Origin of the sequence: uncultured Sulfitobacter sp. (genome assembly GCF_964021855.1) — a bacterium.
Lineage (GTDB): Bacteria > Pseudomonadota > Alphaproteobacteria > Rhodobacterales > Rhodobacteraceae > Sulfitobacter.
This window is the reverse complement of record NZ_CAXHZD010000001.1, coordinates 1-16,707: the sequence shown is the minus strand read 5'-3', so window position 1 is coordinate 16,707 and position 16,707 is coordinate 1. Positions and strand designations below refer to the sequence as shown.

The window sequence follows — 16,707 nt, the reverse complement described above, 5'->3', positions numbered from 1 at the left end:
TTAAGCCTTTGACTTGGGATGCGGCGGCACAGTCGCCGCATCCCGACAACCGCCATCTATGAAAGAGACACCCATGCTGGACGCCACCCCAACGCCCGACGCGCAGGTCGAGACCCTTCTTGAGGTCAACAATATCGAAGTGATCTATAACTCGGTCATTCTGGTGCTCAAAGGCGTGAGCCTGAAAGTCCCCAAGGGTGGCATCACGGCCTTGCTTGGCGGTAATGGCGCGGGCAAAACGACGACGCTCAAGGCGATTTCGAACCTGCTACATTCCGAACGCGGCGAGGTCACCAAAGGGTCGATCAAATACCGCAACGAACCAGTGCACAGCTCGGACCCAGCCGAGATGGTAAAGCGCGGTGTCGTACAGGTCATGGAAGGCCGGCATTGTTTTGAACACCTCACCATCGAAGAGAACCTGCTGACCGGGGCCTATACCCGCAACGACGGCAAGGCGGCAATCGCCCGTGATCTTGAGATGGTGTATGATTATTTCCCACGTCTGCGCGAACGGCGTAAATCGCAAGCGGGCTATACCTCGGGCGGCGAACAACAAATGTGCGCGATTGGCCGCGCGTTGATGTCCCGCCCCGAAACGATCCTGCTGGACGAGCCGTCAATGGGCCTTGCCCCGCAGTTGGTTGAGCAGATTTTCGAGATCGTGAAATCGGTGAACGAAAACGAAGGCGTGACCTTCCTGCTGGCGGAACAGAACACCAACGTGGCCCTGCGGTTTGCGCATTACGGATACATCCTTGAATCCGGTCGTGTGGTGATGGACGGCCCTGCCGCCGATCTGCGTGAAAATCAGGACGTTAAGGAATTCTATCTGGGCATGTCCGACGAAGGCCGCAAATCGTTCCGCGACGTGCGCAGCTACCGCCGCCGCAAGCGCTGGCTCAGCTGATCCGACCTTTGCCGCCAACCTGAACTTCATATGAATTGCGAGTAAGCAACATGGCACAGACGTCCCACTTTGATCAGCTCGAAACCCGTAGCCCCGAGGCGCGCGCCGCCGATCTGGCGCAGGCTTTGCCCGCCCAAATCGCCCGCGCCAAAGCGTTGACCGGGTATGCCGGATCATTGGACGGCGTTGACCCCGCGACCATCACAAGCGCCGATGCGCTGGCCGCATTGCCGGTGCTGCGCAAATCCGAGATTGGCAAGGCACAGGCGGCTTCGGCCCCCTTTGGCGGCTTCACGACCAAGCCTGCGCATGCCTTTACCCATGTGTTCCAATCCCCCGGCCCGATTTACGAGCCGTCGTCCAACGCGCCTGACTGGTGGCGCATGGGCCGGTTCCTGCATGCGGTTGGAATTGGGGCTGGCGATATCGTGCACAATTGCTTTGGCTATCACCTGACCCCCGCCGGCATGATCTTTGAATCCGGTGCGCAGGCGGTTGGCGCTGCTGTTCTGCCCGCCGGAACCGGCCAGACCGAGCTACAGGTGATCGCCGCGCGCGATGTGGGCACCACCGCCTATGCAGGCACGCCAGACTACCTCAAGATCATCCTCGAGAAAGCCGACGAAATGGGCGTGACCCTTGGCATCACCAAGGCTGCCGTGGGTGGCGGTGCGCTGTTCCCGTCCTTGCGCGACTATTACACGGGCCGCGGCATCACTTGTCTGCAAAGCTATGCCACCGCCGATCTGGGTAACATCGCCTATGAAAGCCCCGCGATGGAGGGGATGATCGTCGACGAGAATGTCATCGTTGAAATCGTCACCCCCGGCACCGGAAATCCCGTGCCCGCTGGCGAAGTCGGCGAAGTGATCGTGACCACGCTTAACCCCGACTACCCGTTGATCCGCTTTGCCACCGGTGACCTAAGCGCCATTCTGCCCGGCACATCGCCCTGCGGCCGCACCAATATGCGTATCAAAGGCTGGATGGGCCGCGCCGATCAAACCACCAAGATCAAAGGCATGTTCGTGCGCCCCGAACAGGTCGCCGCCCTTGTCGATCACCACCCCGAGATCACCAAAGCCCGCGTCGTCGCGAGCCGTGCCGGTGAACAAGACGTGATGACCGTCCACATCGAATCCGACGGCGGCGATGCCGATGCCTACGCACAAACCGTGGTCAACGTGCTGAAGCTCAAAGGCAAGATCGTCATCGTGGCCCCCGACACCCTGCCCAAAGACGGCCTCGTGATCGAAGACCAACGCAGCTACGACTAACCCTATCGGGCTGCAACAGTTTTTGTTGGTGAAAGAGCGATGGAAAGGTCTATGTCAGCATTACTGCGAATGGGGCTTGGCAGTGGATAGCAAGAAAAAGGGGAGCCGAAGCCCCCCAATTTATTTAAACATCTGCAAATTTTTTGCCTGTGTTTATTTCGCTAATACGACCGATATTAACGTCAAAATCTGCGGCTATGCGACTTTGCATTTCCCCATCTTTCAAGCGTTTTTTAATAATCATGGCATCATTTGCCGTAAGGCGTTTGCTCGGTTCGCGGTTACTTTTAGTCATGTGGTTCTCCAAAATGGAGCCGGCACAGGGTTGACAAAAAGATCACATTGAGGGTATAACCCCCCTGTTAAAGCAGTCTTTCGCCCTGATGCGGCGTTTGATTTAAGCCACGAAACCCCTGGTCGGGTTTTGTGGCTTTTCGTATTCTACACGCAAGATATTGATTTGGCAACGGTGAATGACCGAACCAGCCCTGAGGGCCGCTGTGTGCCCGAAATAACGGGCATCTTGTATTTACGGTAGGTATATACATAAACTTCGACATCTGGCGATGTGCGGTTATTTTTTAGCACAATAATTGATGTTCTTCTATTGTTCGGAGGGTGATCTTCCAACGGGAAATCTCATGCGCCCAGAAGTGTGATCTAAAGCGTCGCAAATCACGGATAGCACCACCTCAGGCAGCTTGCCTTGCTGTCCAGCTTCTTCTCTGGCTCTTAAATATCCTCGCCGAAGGCGGCACCACGCCGCACCACGCACGACGATAATTTTGCCCATCCCGCTGGTATTCTCGACTAGAATAGTCGAAACCGAATTCATGACTATGCACCAGAAACCCCCTGCTGAATTTGTCGTCAAAGCCCCACGTGACGGGTTGCGGGGGCTTGCGACGGTGGCGGTCATGATTGCAGCCGCCTGCGCCTTGCCGATGCTTGCCGTGGTCTTGGCCGCATTGGTCGGGGGCACGGACACTGTGCGGCACTTGGTCGATACGGTTTTGCTGGGCTATGTCGGGACCACGCTGCTTCTTGTGATTTTTGTCGCTTTGGGCACGTTCTCTGTGGGGGTGGGGGCCGCGTGGCTGGTCACGATGACCCGCTTTACCGGCGTGAAAATCCTCGAGATCGCGCTGGTGCTGCCGTTGGCCTTTCCGGCCTATGTGTTGGCCTATGCCTATACCCATGTCTTGGATCATCCGGGCATTGTGCAAACGGTGTTGCGCGATGTGACGGGCTGGGGCCCGCGCGACTATTGGTTCCCCGAAATCAGATCACTGGGCGGTGCCGCCCTGATGCTGATCTTGGTGCTGTATCCTTACGTATATCTTCTGGCCCGCGCGGCGTTTTTGCAGCAGTCGGCCACGACATTTCTGGCGGCACGTGCCTTGGGTAGCAGTGCATGGGCCGCGTTCTATAAGGTCAGCCTGCCATTGGCGCGCCCGGCCATTGCGGGCGGCGTGCTGCTGACGGTGATGGAGACGATCGCCGATTTTGGCACGGTCGCCTATTTTGGCGTCCAGACTTTTGCCACCGGCATCTACACCAGTTGGTTTTCCCTGTTTGACAGGGCGGGCGCGGCGCAGCTTGCGCTTTGTTTGCTCAGCTTTGCACTGCTGTTGGCGATGCTTGAACGCATTCAGCGCGGCAAGGCCAAATATCACGATCCTTCGCGCCGCGCCGTGGCAATGCCGCCGGTGCAATTGACCGGATGGCGGGCGGCGGTGGCATTTGTGGCCTGCGGTGTGCCGGTGCTGCTTGGCGCGGTGCTGCCGGTTGTGATCTTGGTGTTCATGGGGCTGGGGTCAGAACAGGATCTGCTTAGCCCGCGTTACCTTGGCTTTATCCGCAACTCGGCCACATTGGCAGGGGTTGCGGCGGTGGTCACTGTGGCGGCGGCGGTTTGCGTGGGGTTCTTTCAGCGGCTGCGCCCCGGCACGCTTTCCAACGGCGCGGCCTATGTGGCGCGGTTGGGCTATGCCGTGCCGGGCGGGGTGATCGCTGTGGGGCTGTTGGTGCCGTTTGCGGCGTTTGACAACATGTTGGACGCGTGGATGCGCAGCACCTTTGACATCTCGACGGGGCTATTGGTGACAGGGTCGATCTGGCTGCTGGTCGCGGCCTATATGGTGCGCTTTTTGGCGGCAGCCTTGGGCGCGTATGAGGGCGGGCAGGCGATGGTGCATGCCAACATGGATTCGGCGGCACGGTCGCTGGGCGAAACGCCGATTGGCACCTTGCGCAGGGTGCATTTGCCGATCCTGACGCCCAGCCTGCTGACCGCGCTGTTGATCGTCTTTGTCGATGTGATGAAAGAATTGCCTGCGACGCTGATCATGCGGCCGTTCAACTATGACACGCTTGCGGTGCAGGCATATCGTCTGGCCAGTGACGAACGCCTAGAGGGTGCTGCGGTGCCGTCGTTGGTGATCGTGGCGATGGGCTTGCTGCCGGTGATCCTGATCTGCCGGCAGGTCGGACGGCAGCGTTAAACTTCGTAAACAACGGACGGGTTACGCCATTTCGGGGCTGATAAATAAAAGACCGCGCCGAAAATGCTTCGACGCGGTCTTTTGTTCTTTATCCGTAGGCGGCGTGGGTTATTCCCAGCCAACCGCGTTAAAGATTTTCTGTGCGGTCGGAATGTTCTCTGCCACTTCCGACAGGTTCACCTCATCTGCTTTGAACTCGCCCAGCTTGGCGACTGAGTCAGCCAGTTCCACACCTTCGACCGCTGGGAATTCGTCATTCCCGGCCGAGAAATAGGACTGCGCGCTGTCGGAGGACAGGTATTCAAGGAACTTCACCGCGTTGTCACGGTTTGGCGCGTTGGCCGCAACACCTGCACCGGACAGGTTCATGTGTGCGCCTGTGCCGTCTTGGTCAGGAAAGACCCAGCCGATTTTAGCGATATCGGCGCTGACGCCTGAAACGTCGGTGCGGATCGCGCGGGCAAAGTAATAGGAGTTGGACACAGCGATTTCGCATTCGCCCGACACAATGCCGCGCAGCTGGTCGGTATCACCGCCCTGAGGTGCACGCGCCATGTTGTCGACAACGCCCTGCGCCCATTCGGTTGCTTTTTCTTCACCGTGGTGGGTGACAAGCGCCGCCAGCAGCGTCTGGTTGTACGAGTTGGTGGACGACCGGATGCAGATTTTGCCCTTATACGCAGGATCGGCCAGATCGAGGTAGTTCATTGGCGGCGTATCTACCGTGTCTTTGGCATAGAAGATGATCCGCGAACGCTGCGAAAAGCCGAACCAGTTGTTGTCGGTGTCTTGCAGGTTGGCAGGAATGCGATCCTCAAGAATGTCGCTATCGACGGATTGCAGCAGACCCATGTTTTTGGCGCGGGCCAGACGGCTTGTATCCACCGTGATCATAACATCTGCGGGGGAATTCGCGCCCTCGGCTTCCATACGGGCAAGCAGTTCGTCGGCTTTGCCTTCGATCCGGTTGATGGTGATACCGGTTTGGTCGGTAAAGTCGGAATACAGTTTTTCATCTGTGTCGTAGTGACGCGAGGAATACAGGTTCAACTGTCCCTCGGCAAAAGCGGGCATGGCGACTGAGGCCAAAAGCACGGCTGTAAAAGCGGTTTTTGTCAGGGTCATGAGTATATCCATCTGTTTTAGTAAATTTACAATTTAAGTAAGAAACAGATTTGGCCTCTACAATCAAGCATTCTTGAGTAAAACAGTAGGGCGCGTTTTGCCGCCGCAGGGGCGGCAAAACGCAGTATTCTTAGGAATCAGACCCGATTTTGTCTTGGGTTTTGGTGTCGAAATCGCTGGCGTCATGACGCTCATGCAACTGCATTTCAGGCTCCCCAAAGGGTCGGTTCACCATGCGGCCACGTGTGACGGCGGGGCGCGCATCGATCTTTTCGGCCCATTTCATGACGTTCTTATACGACGCGACGTCAAGGAACTCGGCGGCTTCGTAAAGACGCCCCAGCACCAGCTGGCCATACCATGCCCAGATCGCCATATCAGCGATTGAGTATTCGCCCGCCATATATTCATTGTCGGCCAAGTGGCGGTCAAGAACGTCCAACTGGCGCTTGGTTTCCATCGCAAAACGGTCGATGCAATATTTGATTTTGACCGGTGCATAGGCATAGAAATGCCCGAAACCACCGCCCAGATAAGGCGCGCTGCCCATCTGCCAGAACAGCCAGGACATACATTCGGTGCGCTGGCTTGGGTCTTTGGGCAGGAACGCACCAAACTTCTCAGCCAGATGCAACATCATCGATGCGGATTCGAAAATGCGCTGCGGTTTGTCGCCGGAATGGTCCATCATCGCAGGGATTTTGGAGTTCGGGTTCACGTCAACGAAACCCGACCCGAACTGGTCACCTTCGCCGATGTTGATCAACCATGCGTCATATTCCGCACCCTTGTGACCTGCGGCCAGCAGCTCTTCCAGCAGGACAGTGACCTTGACGCCGTTGGGCGTGGCCAGCGAATACAGCTGGATCGGATGCTTGCCCACGGGCAGCTCTTTCTCGGAGGTTGGGCCAGCAACGGGGCGGTTGATATTGGCGAATTTTCCGCCGTTGCCTTGTTCCCATTCCCAGACGGCAGGGGGTGTATAGTCGGGCAGATCAGTCATGGAGGTCCCTCTCGGTTCAGTCATTTATGTCTGGTGCAGAACCTAGGCTGTGTGGGGGGGAGCGCAAGGGGCGTTCACTGCCGCGTGTACGTCGATAAACGCCCCACGCGATCAGATTGATTACCAGTAAACTGCTGAGTGATGGTGCGATGGCCGCCGAACCCGCCTCTTGCCCCAAGCTGATACTGACCACGATTTTAAGAAGCGTTCCGGCATTGATGAGCGCAAGACCATACCAAACGTTCCGTTGCCAAAACGCGTAGAACAGCAAGAACAGAAAGAGCGTGGCACCCACGGTCAGCGCGATCAAAGGCAATTTGTTGTCGTTGGTGAAAAACAGCTGCTCTTCCCATTTCAGGTATTCGCTCACCGCTGGGGATACCGTGGTTGGCGCATCGAACCAGAATAAGCTGGTCAGAAGAAGTGCCATGAACCCAAGGATATGCCAGAGTTTTCGCCGATACGCATAATAGGCGGCGGGAACGATGAATACAGGGCGGGAATACCACGAAAATAGGTTTTGGTGACGGTTCCACACCCATGCGCCCATGTCCGATCCGGACAGATAGGCGGACATGAAAATCCAGGCTGAGTAGGCAAGAACCGCCCCGATAAGCAGCAATACCAAGATATCAATTCTTCGCACGCTCACGTCGTTCATCTGGAATGCTCCATAAATTTGACAGAAACATTTTACCACAAATAAGGCGAAACGGTATGTTTGCCCGCTTCGGTTCGGTCACATGCGCCTGACTTTGGTGTGGGGGGCTGACTGAAGGACAGGGCAGCCTGAAAGCCACCCCCCCCAAACAAAAAAAGCCGCCCCAGAAGGAGCGGCCTTTTCTAATTGTCTGCAAGCAGTTCTTAACCCTGACGGGCTTTGAACCGGCGCTGCGTTTTGTTGATCACGTAAACGCGGCCTTTGCGACGCACAACGCGGCAGTCACGGTGCCGGTTCTTGAGCGAGCGGAGCGAATTGCGAACCTTCATGGTCGTTCTCCTGTGTCGTGGCGCGGGCCAGCGCCGGGTTGCGGGCAGCCCCGCGATTGCGAGGCCAATGAATTAGGTGGTGGGCGATACTGGGATCGAACCAGTGACCCCTTCGATGTCAACGAAGTGCTCTACCGCTGAGCTAATCACCCCCTATGTAACACGAAAACCGACGCCCCAAACAAAAACGGGGCGCGAAATTTCCGCGCCGATAGGGGGGCTATAAATAGAGTCGCAGGTATGATCAAGGGGTTTTGGCTTTGTAAAAACATGCGCTAGTATGGTTTTTGAAAGGTCCCTTCATGCCACACCCCTCATACGACGTCATTCACCCCGAGCAGAACCTGTCTTGTGTGGTGTTTGCATCCCCGCATTCGGGGCGCAATTACAGTGCTTCTTTCCTGAAATCCACCGTTTTAGACGATCATACGATCCGCTCGTCCGAGGATGCTTTCGTCGATGTACTGTTCAACGCAGCCCCGCATTATGGTGCGCCGTTTTTGATGGCCGGTGCACCGCGCGCCTATATTGATCTGAACCGCGCGAGCGAGGAGCTGGACCCCGCGCTGATCGAGGGGGTGCGCCGGCAGGGGCATAACCCGCGCGTGGCATCCGGCCTTGGGGTGATTCCGCGTGTCGTTGCGAATGGTCGTGCGATTTACCGTGGCAAGATCACGCTGGAAGAGGCGGAAAAACGTATCGATACCTATTGGCGGCCCTACCATGCGATGTTGCAGCGGCTGCTGAATGATGCACATCAGCATCATGGGCAGGCCGTGTTGGTTGATTGTCATTCCATGCCCCACGAGGCGGTAGATAGTGTGGCACGACAAGGGATGAAGCGGCCAGATGTCGTGCTGGGCGATCGTTTCGGGGCGGCGGCAGGCAGTGACGTGGTGGACCGGATCGAGGCCGCATTTACCAGCGCGGGGTTCAATGTCACGCGCAACACGCCCTTCGCAGGGGCCTATATCACCCAAGCTTACGGTCGGCCGTTGCGCGGGCAGCATGCGGTTCAGATCGAATTGGATCGGTCACTGTACATGAACGAGGCCCTCGTGCAGCCGAATGACAATTTCGAGGATGTGCAAAAGGCGCTGCAAACGGTTGTGGCCGAAATTGCGTTGATCGGGCAGGGCCGTATTCCCTTGGCAGCGGAGTAATCAGCGCAGCGCGCGGCCTTTGACGATGGCCTTGTCGCCGAAGCGGTTGCGAATCGCATCCGTCGCCCGTTCCGCCTTGCCGCGACGGCTGGCGTCGGGGTCCAGCAGGTCACCAGACAGATCCGCGCCATCCGCATCGCTAAGGTCCGAAATCCCGCAACCCAGCAGGCGATAGGGGCCGGGATCATTCAACTGGTCAAATAGTCCACGTGCGGTGCGGTAAATGCGGTCGGCCAATTGCGTCGGATCATACAGCGATACGCGCCGTGTGATCAGCGAAAAATCCGCGCGTTTAAGCTTGAGGACCACAACACGCCCCGCCAGATTTTTGGCCTTGGCCCGATCCGCCACCTTCTGCGCCATGCGCCACAGATGGCCATCCAGCAGCTCTGGGTCCGCTGTGTCGTCGTGAAAGGTGGTCTCATTACTGATTGATTTCATCGGCTCATGGGATGAAACGCGGCGTTTGTCTTGGCCGCGCGCAAGATGCCACAGGCGGTCGCCCATGCCGCCAAACCGCGCGATCAGATCGGTTTGTTCCCACCGCAACAGGTCGGAAAATGTTTGAATGCCCGCCTTGTTCAACGATGCCAGCGTGGCGGCGCCGACACCCCAGATCATGCTCACCGGTTTGTCGTGCAAAAATGCCATCGTTTCGTCTTGGCCGATGATTGAAAAACCATGCGGTTTATCCAGATCAGACGCGACCTTGGCCAGGAACTTGTTATGGGACAGCCCGATTGATCCCGTCAGCCCCAACTCGGTCTTCATGCGCCGGACCAGCTTGGCCAGCATCACGGCAGGCGGTGCGCCGTGCAGCTTAGTCGTGCCGGTCATATCAAGAAATGCCTCGTCCAGCGACAGCGGTTGGATGGCGGGGGTCAGTTCCTCCATCATCGCGCGGATGGCGCGGGATGCTTCGACATAGGCTTCCATACGCGGCTTGATGATTACGGCCTCGGGGCAAAGCTTGAGCGCCTGAAACATCGGCATGGCGGACTTAACGCCTTTGATCCGCGCAATATAACACGCGGTCGAGACGACGCCGCGCCGTCCACCGCCAATAATAACAGGTTTCCCGTTCAACGCAGGGTTGTCGCGCTTTTCGACGGACGCATAGAAGGCATCGCAATCCATATGCGCGATGGACAGGTCAAACAGTTCCGGATGAGACATCACACGGGGGCTGCCGCAAGCCGAACATCGGCGCGCGGGTGATATCTGGGTCAGGCAATCGCGGCAAACTGCGGGCATAAGGGATATATGGGCTTAGGGACGGTGCTGGCAACATACCGCAGGCCGTCGGGATTGAACATGGCGCGTCGGGACATGCGCGTTGGCCTTATACTTAAGTATATAGTGTAATGCGACACGGGCGGAAGGGTCCCCATGTGCGCTGAGGTATACTTCGGCCGCAGGTTCTTGCGACGTGCGACGGCGCTTTCGTCGGCATGCCTCAGATGATCTGAGGGGGCCGTTTAAAGACGCGCGGGGAGGGGGGAGGAAAAGAGCCCCCCGCAACCAGCGGGGGGAGGTGACGAACATCAGGAAGAACCAGTTCGTCGGGGAGTATCACCAAAGTAAGGTTGCCATACCATTGCCGGGACACAAAGGTAGAATTCCCGTATTACGACAGTAAAGCCGGGTCTGTTACCCATTAAGCACAGTCAACGATTAAAGGTGGCGGGATTAAGGCAATTCGGCCAGTACAGCGCGGGCTGCGGCGCTTGGATCGCTTGCTTGCCAGATCGGTCTGCCCACTACGATATGGTCCGCGCCGTCTTTGATCGCCTGATGCGGGGTGGCGACACGTTTTTGGTCGCCCAAGGCCGCACCTTGGGGGCGCACACCGGGGGTGACAATCAGCTTGCCCTGCGATTGAGGCAGCGCCCGGATCAGCGCCGCTTCTTGCGGCGAAGCGATGATACCATCGGCACCGGCCTCGAACGCGCGACCGGCGCGGGTCGCGACCAGATCGGGAATGTCGCCTTGCTGGATCAATGCCGCATCAAGGTCTGCGCGGTCCAGCGATGTCAGAACAGTCACGGCAAGGATTTTGGTCCGCGATCCTGCGGCCCCTTCCATCGCGGCGCGCACGACGTGGGGGTCACCATGGACGGTCAGGAAATCCAGATCGAACTGGGCCAGCCCGCGTACCGCCGCTTCGACGGTTGCGCCAATATCGAACAGCTTCATATCCAGAAAGACGCGTTTGCCGTGCTCTTGGATCAACTCGTTGGCAAGGCCAAGACCGCCCGTGGTCAACATCCCCAGACCGATCTTATAAAACCCGACGCTATCGCCCAGCTTTTGCGCCAGCTCCAACCCCGCGACAGCGTGAGGAACATCAAGGGCAACGATAAGGCGATCATCTGACATGGGGGACACTCCGGTTGTTGGGCAGGGGCAAACGGTTGTGCTTTACGGTGTCAGGCTGCTCATGTCCATTATAATGCAAGCCGGAAAAGGCAGGTACAGTTTTGGCGGTGCAGGTATCACGCCGCCCATCAAGTGTTTCAGGCAGCGCGCAGGCCTGACAGGCTGGCAATATGCGCAAGCCATGTTTTTGGGTCAAATCGCTGCCGTCCACCACGCGGCGGGGTGGATTGAAACTGCAATTCGCTGAACATTCCGCTGCGGGTCGCGTGACGCCGCTCGGCCTGTTTGCGCAAGCCCGCTGCGGCATCCGCGAAGGATGTCGAAATCGGCGCGTTGATCGAACAGGCGTATTTGCGAGAGCCGTCGGTGTCGTGGACAGTTACCAACGCCTCAAAGCTTTGCTCGGCTGCGTTATAGATTACATCGGTCATTTGAACTGGTCGGGTCTGCATGTCTCGTACCTTTTTGGTTCCAGCACCTGTCATCAGTGCGATGGGATGGTCCGTTGTCTTCTGCGATAAAAACGGTACTTCGGCCCAAAGGGTTCCAATCGCCCAATCCACACCGGCGGAAAGCCGCGAATTCGAATCTGCGACTAAAAACTTCGTATTATACAACGAGCCTCTTGAAACCATCGGCTTGCGATACTTGATTTAGGTCAAGGCCCACACACTGACGTGCTGATATTCAGGCGTCAAAATCATAGGGCGCTTAACTGAAAAGGAGAGAACCATGGACTTGAGCAAGTTCACGGAGAGATCGCGTGGCTTTATTCAGGCAGCGCAGACCATCGCGACCAGAGAGAGCCACCAACGGCTGATGCCAGAGCATCTTCTCAAAGCGTTGATGGATGACGATCAGGGACTGGCAACCAATCTGATTACCGCATCTGGCGGTAATGCACCTGCAGTTGTCCAAGCTTTAACCCTGTCGATGGGCAAGATGCCCAAAGTGTCGGGCGACGCGGCCCAAGTATATCTGGACAATACAACAGCCAAGGTTTTGGCCGAGGCAGAAGAGCTGGCCAAGAAGGCCGGTGACAGCTTTGTGCCCGTTGAGCGCGTTTTGATGGCGCTGTGCATGGTGAAATCCGGTGCAAAAGATGCATTGGACAGTGGTAAGGTGACGGCGCAAGCGCTGAACGCTGCCATTAATGATGTGCGCAAGGGTCGGACGGCAGACACAGCCAGTGCCGAAGAAGGCTATGAAGCGCTGAAGAAATACAGCCTTGATCTGACCGAACGTGCCCGCGAAGGCAAAATCGACCCTATTATTGGCCGGGACGAAGAAATTCGCCGCGCCATGCAGGTGCTGAGCCGTCGCACAAAGAACAACCCGGTTCTGATCGGTGAGCCCGGCGTTGGTAAAACAGCGATCGCCGAAGGCTTGGCCTTGCGGATCGTCGATGGCGATGTGCCTGAAAGCCTGCGCAACAAACGTTTGTTGGCGCTGGACATGGGGGCTTTGATCGCCGGCGCAAAATACCGCGGTGAGTTCGAGGAACGCCTAAAGGCCGTTCTGACCGAAGTGACCGAGGCGGCTGGCGAAGTGATCTTGTTCATCGATGAAATGCACACCCTTGTTGGCGCGGGCAAAGGCGAGGGCGCGATGGACGCGGCCAACCTGATCAAGCCAGCGCTTGCACGCGGGGAGCTGCATTGTATCGGTGCCACCACGCTTGATGAATATCGCAAATATGTCGAAAAAGATGCGGCACTTGCCCGCCGGTTCCAGCCTGTCATGGTCGAGGAACCTACGGTCGAAGATACCATTTCGATCCTGCGCGGTATTAAAGAGAAGTACGAACTGCACCACGGTGTGCGGATCAGCGACTCTGCGCTGGTGGCGGCGGCAACGCTGTCGCATCGCTATATCACCGACCGCTTCCTGCCGGACAAGGCAATTGACCTGATGGACGAAGCGGCCAGCCGTTTGCGGATGCAGGTCGACAGCAAACCCGAAGAACTGGACGCGCTGGACCGTCAGATCATGCAGCTGCAGATCGAAGCCGAGGCGTTGAAGAAAGAAGATGACGCCGCGAGCAAAGACCGTCTGGAAAAGCTGGAAAAAGAGCTGAGCGATCTTCAGGAAAAAGCCGATGCGATGACCGCGCAATGGCAGGGCGAACGTGACCGTCTTGAGGGCGCGCGCGAGCTGAAGGAAAAGCTGGACCGTGCGCGGGCCGAGCTGGACATCGCCAAGCGCGAAGGCAATCTGGCCAAGGCCGGGGAGCTTTCTTATGGCGTGATCCCTGATCTGGAGCGTAAGCTGGGCGAGGCCGAGGAAAGCGAAACCGACGTGATGGTGGAAGAGGCCGTGCGCCCCGACCAGATCGCAAGCGTGGTTGAACGCTGGACAGGTATTCCTGCGGGCCGGATGCTGGAAGGCGAACGTGATAAGCTGTTGCGCATGGAAGATCAGTTGCACAATCGTGTGATTGGCCAAAACCAAGCGGTCAAAGCCGTCGCAAATGCGGTGCGCCGTGCGCGGGCCGGTCTGAACGACGAGGCGCGGCCTTTGGGCAGCTTCTTGTTCCTTGGGCCAACCGGCGTGGGTAAAACCGAGCTGACCAAAGCCGTGGCCGAGTTCCTGTTCGACGATGAAAACGCGATGGTGCGGATCGACATGTCCGAATTCATGGAGAAACACGCCGTGTCTCGCCTGATCGGTGCCCCTCCCGGCTATGTCGGCTATGACGAAGGCGGCGTTCTGACCGAAGCCGTGCGGCGCAGACCCTATCAGGTTGTGCTGTTCGACGAGGTCGAAAAGGCGCACCCTGATGTGTTCAACGTGCTGTTGCAGGTTCTCGACGATGGTGTGCTGACGGATGGTCAGGGTCGCAAGGTCGATTTCAAGCAAACGCTGATCGTGTTGACCAGCAACCTTGGTGCCCAAGCGCTAAGCCAATTGCCCGAAGGCGGGGATATGGATCAGGCCAAACGCGATGTGATGGACGCAGTGCGCGGGCACTTCCGGCCCGAGTTCCTGAACCGTCTGGATGAAACGATTATCTTTGACCGGTTGGCGCGTGCTGACATGAACGGGATCGTCGATATCCAGATCAGCCGTTTGCTGAAACGTCTTGCAGGTCGCAAGATCGAGCTTCAGCTGGACGACGGTGCGCGGCAATGGCTCGCGGATGAAGGCTATGATCCGGTGTTCGGTGCGCGGCCGTTGAAGCGGGTGATCCAACGCGCGCTTCAGGATCCGCTGGCCGAGATGATCCTCGCCGGGGATGTGATGGACGGTGATCTGATCCCCGTGTCGGCAGGTGCCGACGGTCTGATCATCGGTGATCGGGTGGCGGCCAGCAACCGGCCAAAACCGGATGACGCGACCGTTCACTAAGCGACACTATATAATATACAGTATAAAAGGGCCGTGGCATTTGCTGCGGCCCTTTTGCGTTTTGGTGACAATAAGGTGTGATTGCTGAAATGTCGCCGCTTACCGTTTGGTCGATCCTGATCTGCGGACTATCTACTATATATATAGATGTAAGGAGCGCCCGAATGGCCAACCGCTGGATCAATACGCTGAAAGAAAAAGACGTGACCCCCGAGGGGCTGTTCATGAACCGACGGCAGATCATGGGCGGCGCATTGGCAGGGATCGGTTTGGCCGGGATCAGCAGCAGCGCCAGCGCAGCCCCCGAAGGGTTGGAACCGAACACCTACGAGGAGATCACATCCTACAATAACTATTACGAGTTCGGCACCGGCAAGGATGATCCGGCAAAATACGCAGATGCGCTGACCATTGATCCGTGGACGGTCGAAATTGACGGCATGGTCGACAAACCCGGTGCCTACGCGTTCGAAGACATTATGAAGGCGATGACCATCGAAGAGCGGCTTTATAAATTCCGCTGTGTCGAGGCGTGGTCGATGGTGATCCCGTGGAGCGGCTTCGAACTGGCCGATCTGTTGAATATGGCGGGCGTCCAGTCTGGCGCGAAATATGTGGCCTTTGAAACCGCATTGCGCCCGGATGAGATGCCCGGCGTCGCCTATCCGGTTCTGGATTGGCCCTATGTCGAAGGCCTGCGGCTGGACGAGGCAATGCACCCGCTGACGATTATGGCGACAGGCGTCTATGGCAAAGACATCCTGAAACAGAACGGCGCACCGCTGCGTTTGGTCGTGCCGTGGAAGTACGGCTATAAATCGATCAAATCTGTGGTGCGGATCACCTTGACCGATACCCAGCCCCCGACAAGCTGGAACAAGGCCAATGCCCGCGAATACGGGTTCTATAGTAATGTGAACCCCACGGTCGATCACCCGCGCTGGTCGCAGGCGACCGAACGGGCAATTGGCAGCGGGCTGTTCTCCAAACGCATCCCGACCGAGATGTTCAACGGGTACGAAGAAGACGTGGCAGCGCTCTATGCTGGCATGGACCTGACCAAAGACACTTAAGGCAAGGCAGGCGGCGTGGCGCATATCGTGGATCAGGTAAACGGATTTGTCCGCAAGGTCCCGACATGGCCTGTCTATATACTATGTGTTCTGCCGGTGCCGTGGCTGCTGTACCAGGCGCAGACCGGCGGTTTGGGCGTTGAGCCCATCAAGGCGCTGGAACATGAGCTGGGGGAGATTGCCCTTCAACTTCTTATTGTCGGGCTGACGATCACACCTTTGCGCAGATATGCAGGTTTGAACCTGATCAAGTTTCGCCGCTGCATCGGCTTGATGACCTTTCTATATGTATCGCTGCATTTGCTGGTCTGGCTGGTTCTCGATATCGGCATCCTCAGCCAGATCTGGGCGGACATTATCAAGCGTCCTTATATCACCATCGGAATGGCCGGCTTTCTGTGTCTGGTACCATTGGCTGTGACATCGAACAGCTATTCGATCCGCAAGCTGGGGCCGACGTGGCGCAGCCTTCACAAGCTAACCTATCTGGCTGTGATCCTAGGCGGGGTGCACTTCATCTGGCTGGTCAAAGGGTTTCAGGTTGAACCGTTGCTCTACATGGCTGTGATTCTGGGTTTGCTGGCGCTGCGGCTGCCAAAACGCCGAAAACGGCAGGCAATCTGATTTGATTCTGGCGGGCCGGGGCGATTCCAAGCCGATTCACCGGAATCGAGGCCGGAATGTTGGCGCAAACGGTCGCCCAGAAGGGTCGAGTCGCGGCGCGATCTGTGGATAACTCAAAAGGTTCCCAGAAAGATCCCGACCCTTACCTTTGGTAAGAGCAATAATCGTACCCAAACACCCAAAGACAACGCATCATTTGCCAATCAACATGCTGATTTTAAGTCAAAATTCAGGAAATGAAGAAAAAGTGCAATATTCCGAAAAAAGGGGTTGCGGGTATTTGGAACAAACCTTAGAACCCCCCTTACCGG

At 57.3% G+C, this 16,707-nt stretch carries 15 protein-coding genes and 1 tRNA gene; 7 read left to right on the top strand and 9 right to left on the bottom strand.

The features are described from left to right. The first annotated feature begins 73 nt into the window (after positions 1–73). Both AADJ11_RS00080 and AADJ11_RS00075 read left to right on the top strand, forming a co-directional pair. Entirely contained in the window at positions 74–910 is an 837-nt protein-coding gene (locus AADJ11_RS00080) for an ABC transporter ATP-binding protein (RefSeq protein ID WP_341232526.1), read from the top strand. Positions 911–960: 50 nt separating this feature from the next. Beyond that, on the top strand, positions 961–2,187 hold the full coding sequence (locus AADJ11_RS00075; protein WP_341232525.1) for a phenylacetate--CoA ligase family protein: 1,227 nt from the start codon (positions 961–963) through the stop codon (positions 2,185–2,187). 124 nt (positions 2,188–2,311) lie between these two features. Here AADJ11_RS00075 and AADJ11_RS00070 read toward each other — a convergent pair whose 3' ends face one another. After that, a complete protein-coding gene (locus AADJ11_RS00070; RefSeq protein WP_341232524.1) occupies positions 2,312–2,482 on the bottom strand; it encodes a hypothetical protein in 171 nt (56 codons plus the stop codon). A 544-nt stretch (positions 2,483–3,026) separates the two neighbouring features. Here AADJ11_RS00070 and AADJ11_RS00065 point away from each other — a divergent pair. Further along, positions 3,027–4,691 (top strand): iron ABC transporter permease, encoded by a 1,665-nt coding sequence (locus AADJ11_RS00065; protein WP_341232523.1) that lies wholly within the window; start codon positions 3,027–3,029, stop codon positions 4,689–4,691. A 108-nt stretch (positions 4,692–4,799) separates the two neighbouring features. Here the strand turns inward: AADJ11_RS00065 and AADJ11_RS00060 are convergent, their stop codons facing one another. The 5 genes from AADJ11_RS00060 to AADJ11_RS00040 form a co-directional block, all read right to left on the bottom strand. Continuing rightward, on the bottom strand, positions 4,800–5,816 hold the full coding sequence (locus tag AADJ11_RS00060; RefSeq protein WP_341232522.1) for a Fe(3+) ABC transporter substrate-binding protein: 1,017 nt from the start codon (positions 5,814–5,816) through the stop codon (positions 4,800–4,802). 130 nt (positions 5,817–5,946) lie between these two features. Then, complete coding sequence (gene yghU, locus AADJ11_RS00055) at positions 5,947–6,819, bottom strand: glutathione-dependent disulfide-bond oxidoreductase (protein ID WP_341232521.1); 873 nt, start codon at positions 6,817–6,819, stop codon at positions 5,947–5,949. Between the two features lie 16 nt (positions 6,820–6,835). After that, complete coding sequence (locus AADJ11_RS00050) at positions 6,836–7,480, bottom strand: hypothetical protein (RefSeq protein WP_341232520.1); 645 nt, start codon at positions 7,478–7,480, stop codon at positions 6,836–6,838. Positions 7,481–7,683: 203 nt separating this feature from the next. Further along, entirely contained in the window at positions 7,684–7,809 is a 126-nt protein-coding gene (ykgO, locus tag AADJ11_RS00045; RefSeq protein WP_005850168.1) for a type B 50S ribosomal protein L36, read from the bottom strand. A gap of 77 nt (positions 7,810–7,886) precedes the next feature. Beyond that, positions 7,887–7,961: transfer RNA gene (locus tag AADJ11_RS00040), tRNA-Val, on the bottom strand. 150 nt (positions 7,962–8,111) lie between these two features. On the opposite strand from AADJ11_RS00040, the gene AADJ11_RS00035 reads away from it, so the two are divergent. Continuing rightward, a complete protein-coding gene (locus tag AADJ11_RS00035) occupies positions 8,112–8,972 on the top strand; it encodes an N-formylglutamate amidohydrolase (RefSeq protein ID WP_341232519.1) in 861 nt (286 codons plus the stop codon). On the opposite strand, the gene AADJ11_RS00030 is transcribed toward AADJ11_RS00035, so the two are convergent. From AADJ11_RS00030 to AADJ11_RS00020, 3 genes are all read right to left on the bottom strand, one after another. Continuing rightward, positions 8,973–10,226, bottom strand: a complete 1,254-nt coding sequence (locus AADJ11_RS00030; protein WP_341232518.1) for a DNA polymerase IV — start codon at positions 10,224–10,226, stop codon at positions 8,973–8,975. A gap of 435 nt (positions 10,227–10,661) precedes the next feature. Continuing rightward, complete coding sequence (gene pyrF / locus AADJ11_RS00025; RefSeq protein WP_341232517.1) at positions 10,662–11,351, bottom strand: orotidine-5'-phosphate decarboxylase; 690 nt, start codon at positions 11,349–11,351, stop codon at positions 10,662–10,664. Between the two features lie 137 nt (positions 11,352–11,488). Continuing rightward, positions 11,489–11,968, bottom strand: a complete 480-nt coding sequence (locus AADJ11_RS00020) for a hypothetical protein (RefSeq protein ID WP_341232516.1) — start codon at positions 11,966–11,968, stop codon at positions 11,489–11,491. 115 nt (positions 11,969–12,083) lie between these two features. Between AADJ11_RS00020 and clpB the strand changes: the two genes are divergently transcribed. The 3 genes from clpB (at position 12,084) to msrQ (ending at position 16,396) form a co-directional block, all read left to right on the top strand. Then, positions 12,084–14,699, top strand: coding sequence for an ATP-dependent chaperone ClpB (gene clpB / locus AADJ11_RS00015; RefSeq protein WP_341232515.1), 2,616 nt, complete (start codon positions 12,084–12,086; stop codon positions 14,697–14,699). 164 nt (positions 14,700–14,863) lie between these two features. Beyond that, positions 14,864–15,772 (top strand): protein-methionine-sulfoxide reductase catalytic subunit MsrP, encoded by a 909-nt coding sequence (gene msrP / locus AADJ11_RS00010; protein WP_341232514.1) that lies wholly within the window; start codon positions 14,864–14,866, stop codon positions 15,770–15,772. Positions 15,773–15,796: 24 nt separating this feature from the next. Beyond that, positions 15,797–16,396: a protein-methionine-sulfoxide reductase heme-binding subunit MsrQ gene (msrQ, locus tag AADJ11_RS00005; RefSeq protein WP_341233634.1), complete on the top strand. Its 600-nt coding sequence runs from the start codon at positions 15,797–15,799 to the stop codon at positions 16,394–16,396. The last annotated feature ends 311 nt before the right edge of the window (positions 16,397–16,707 follow it).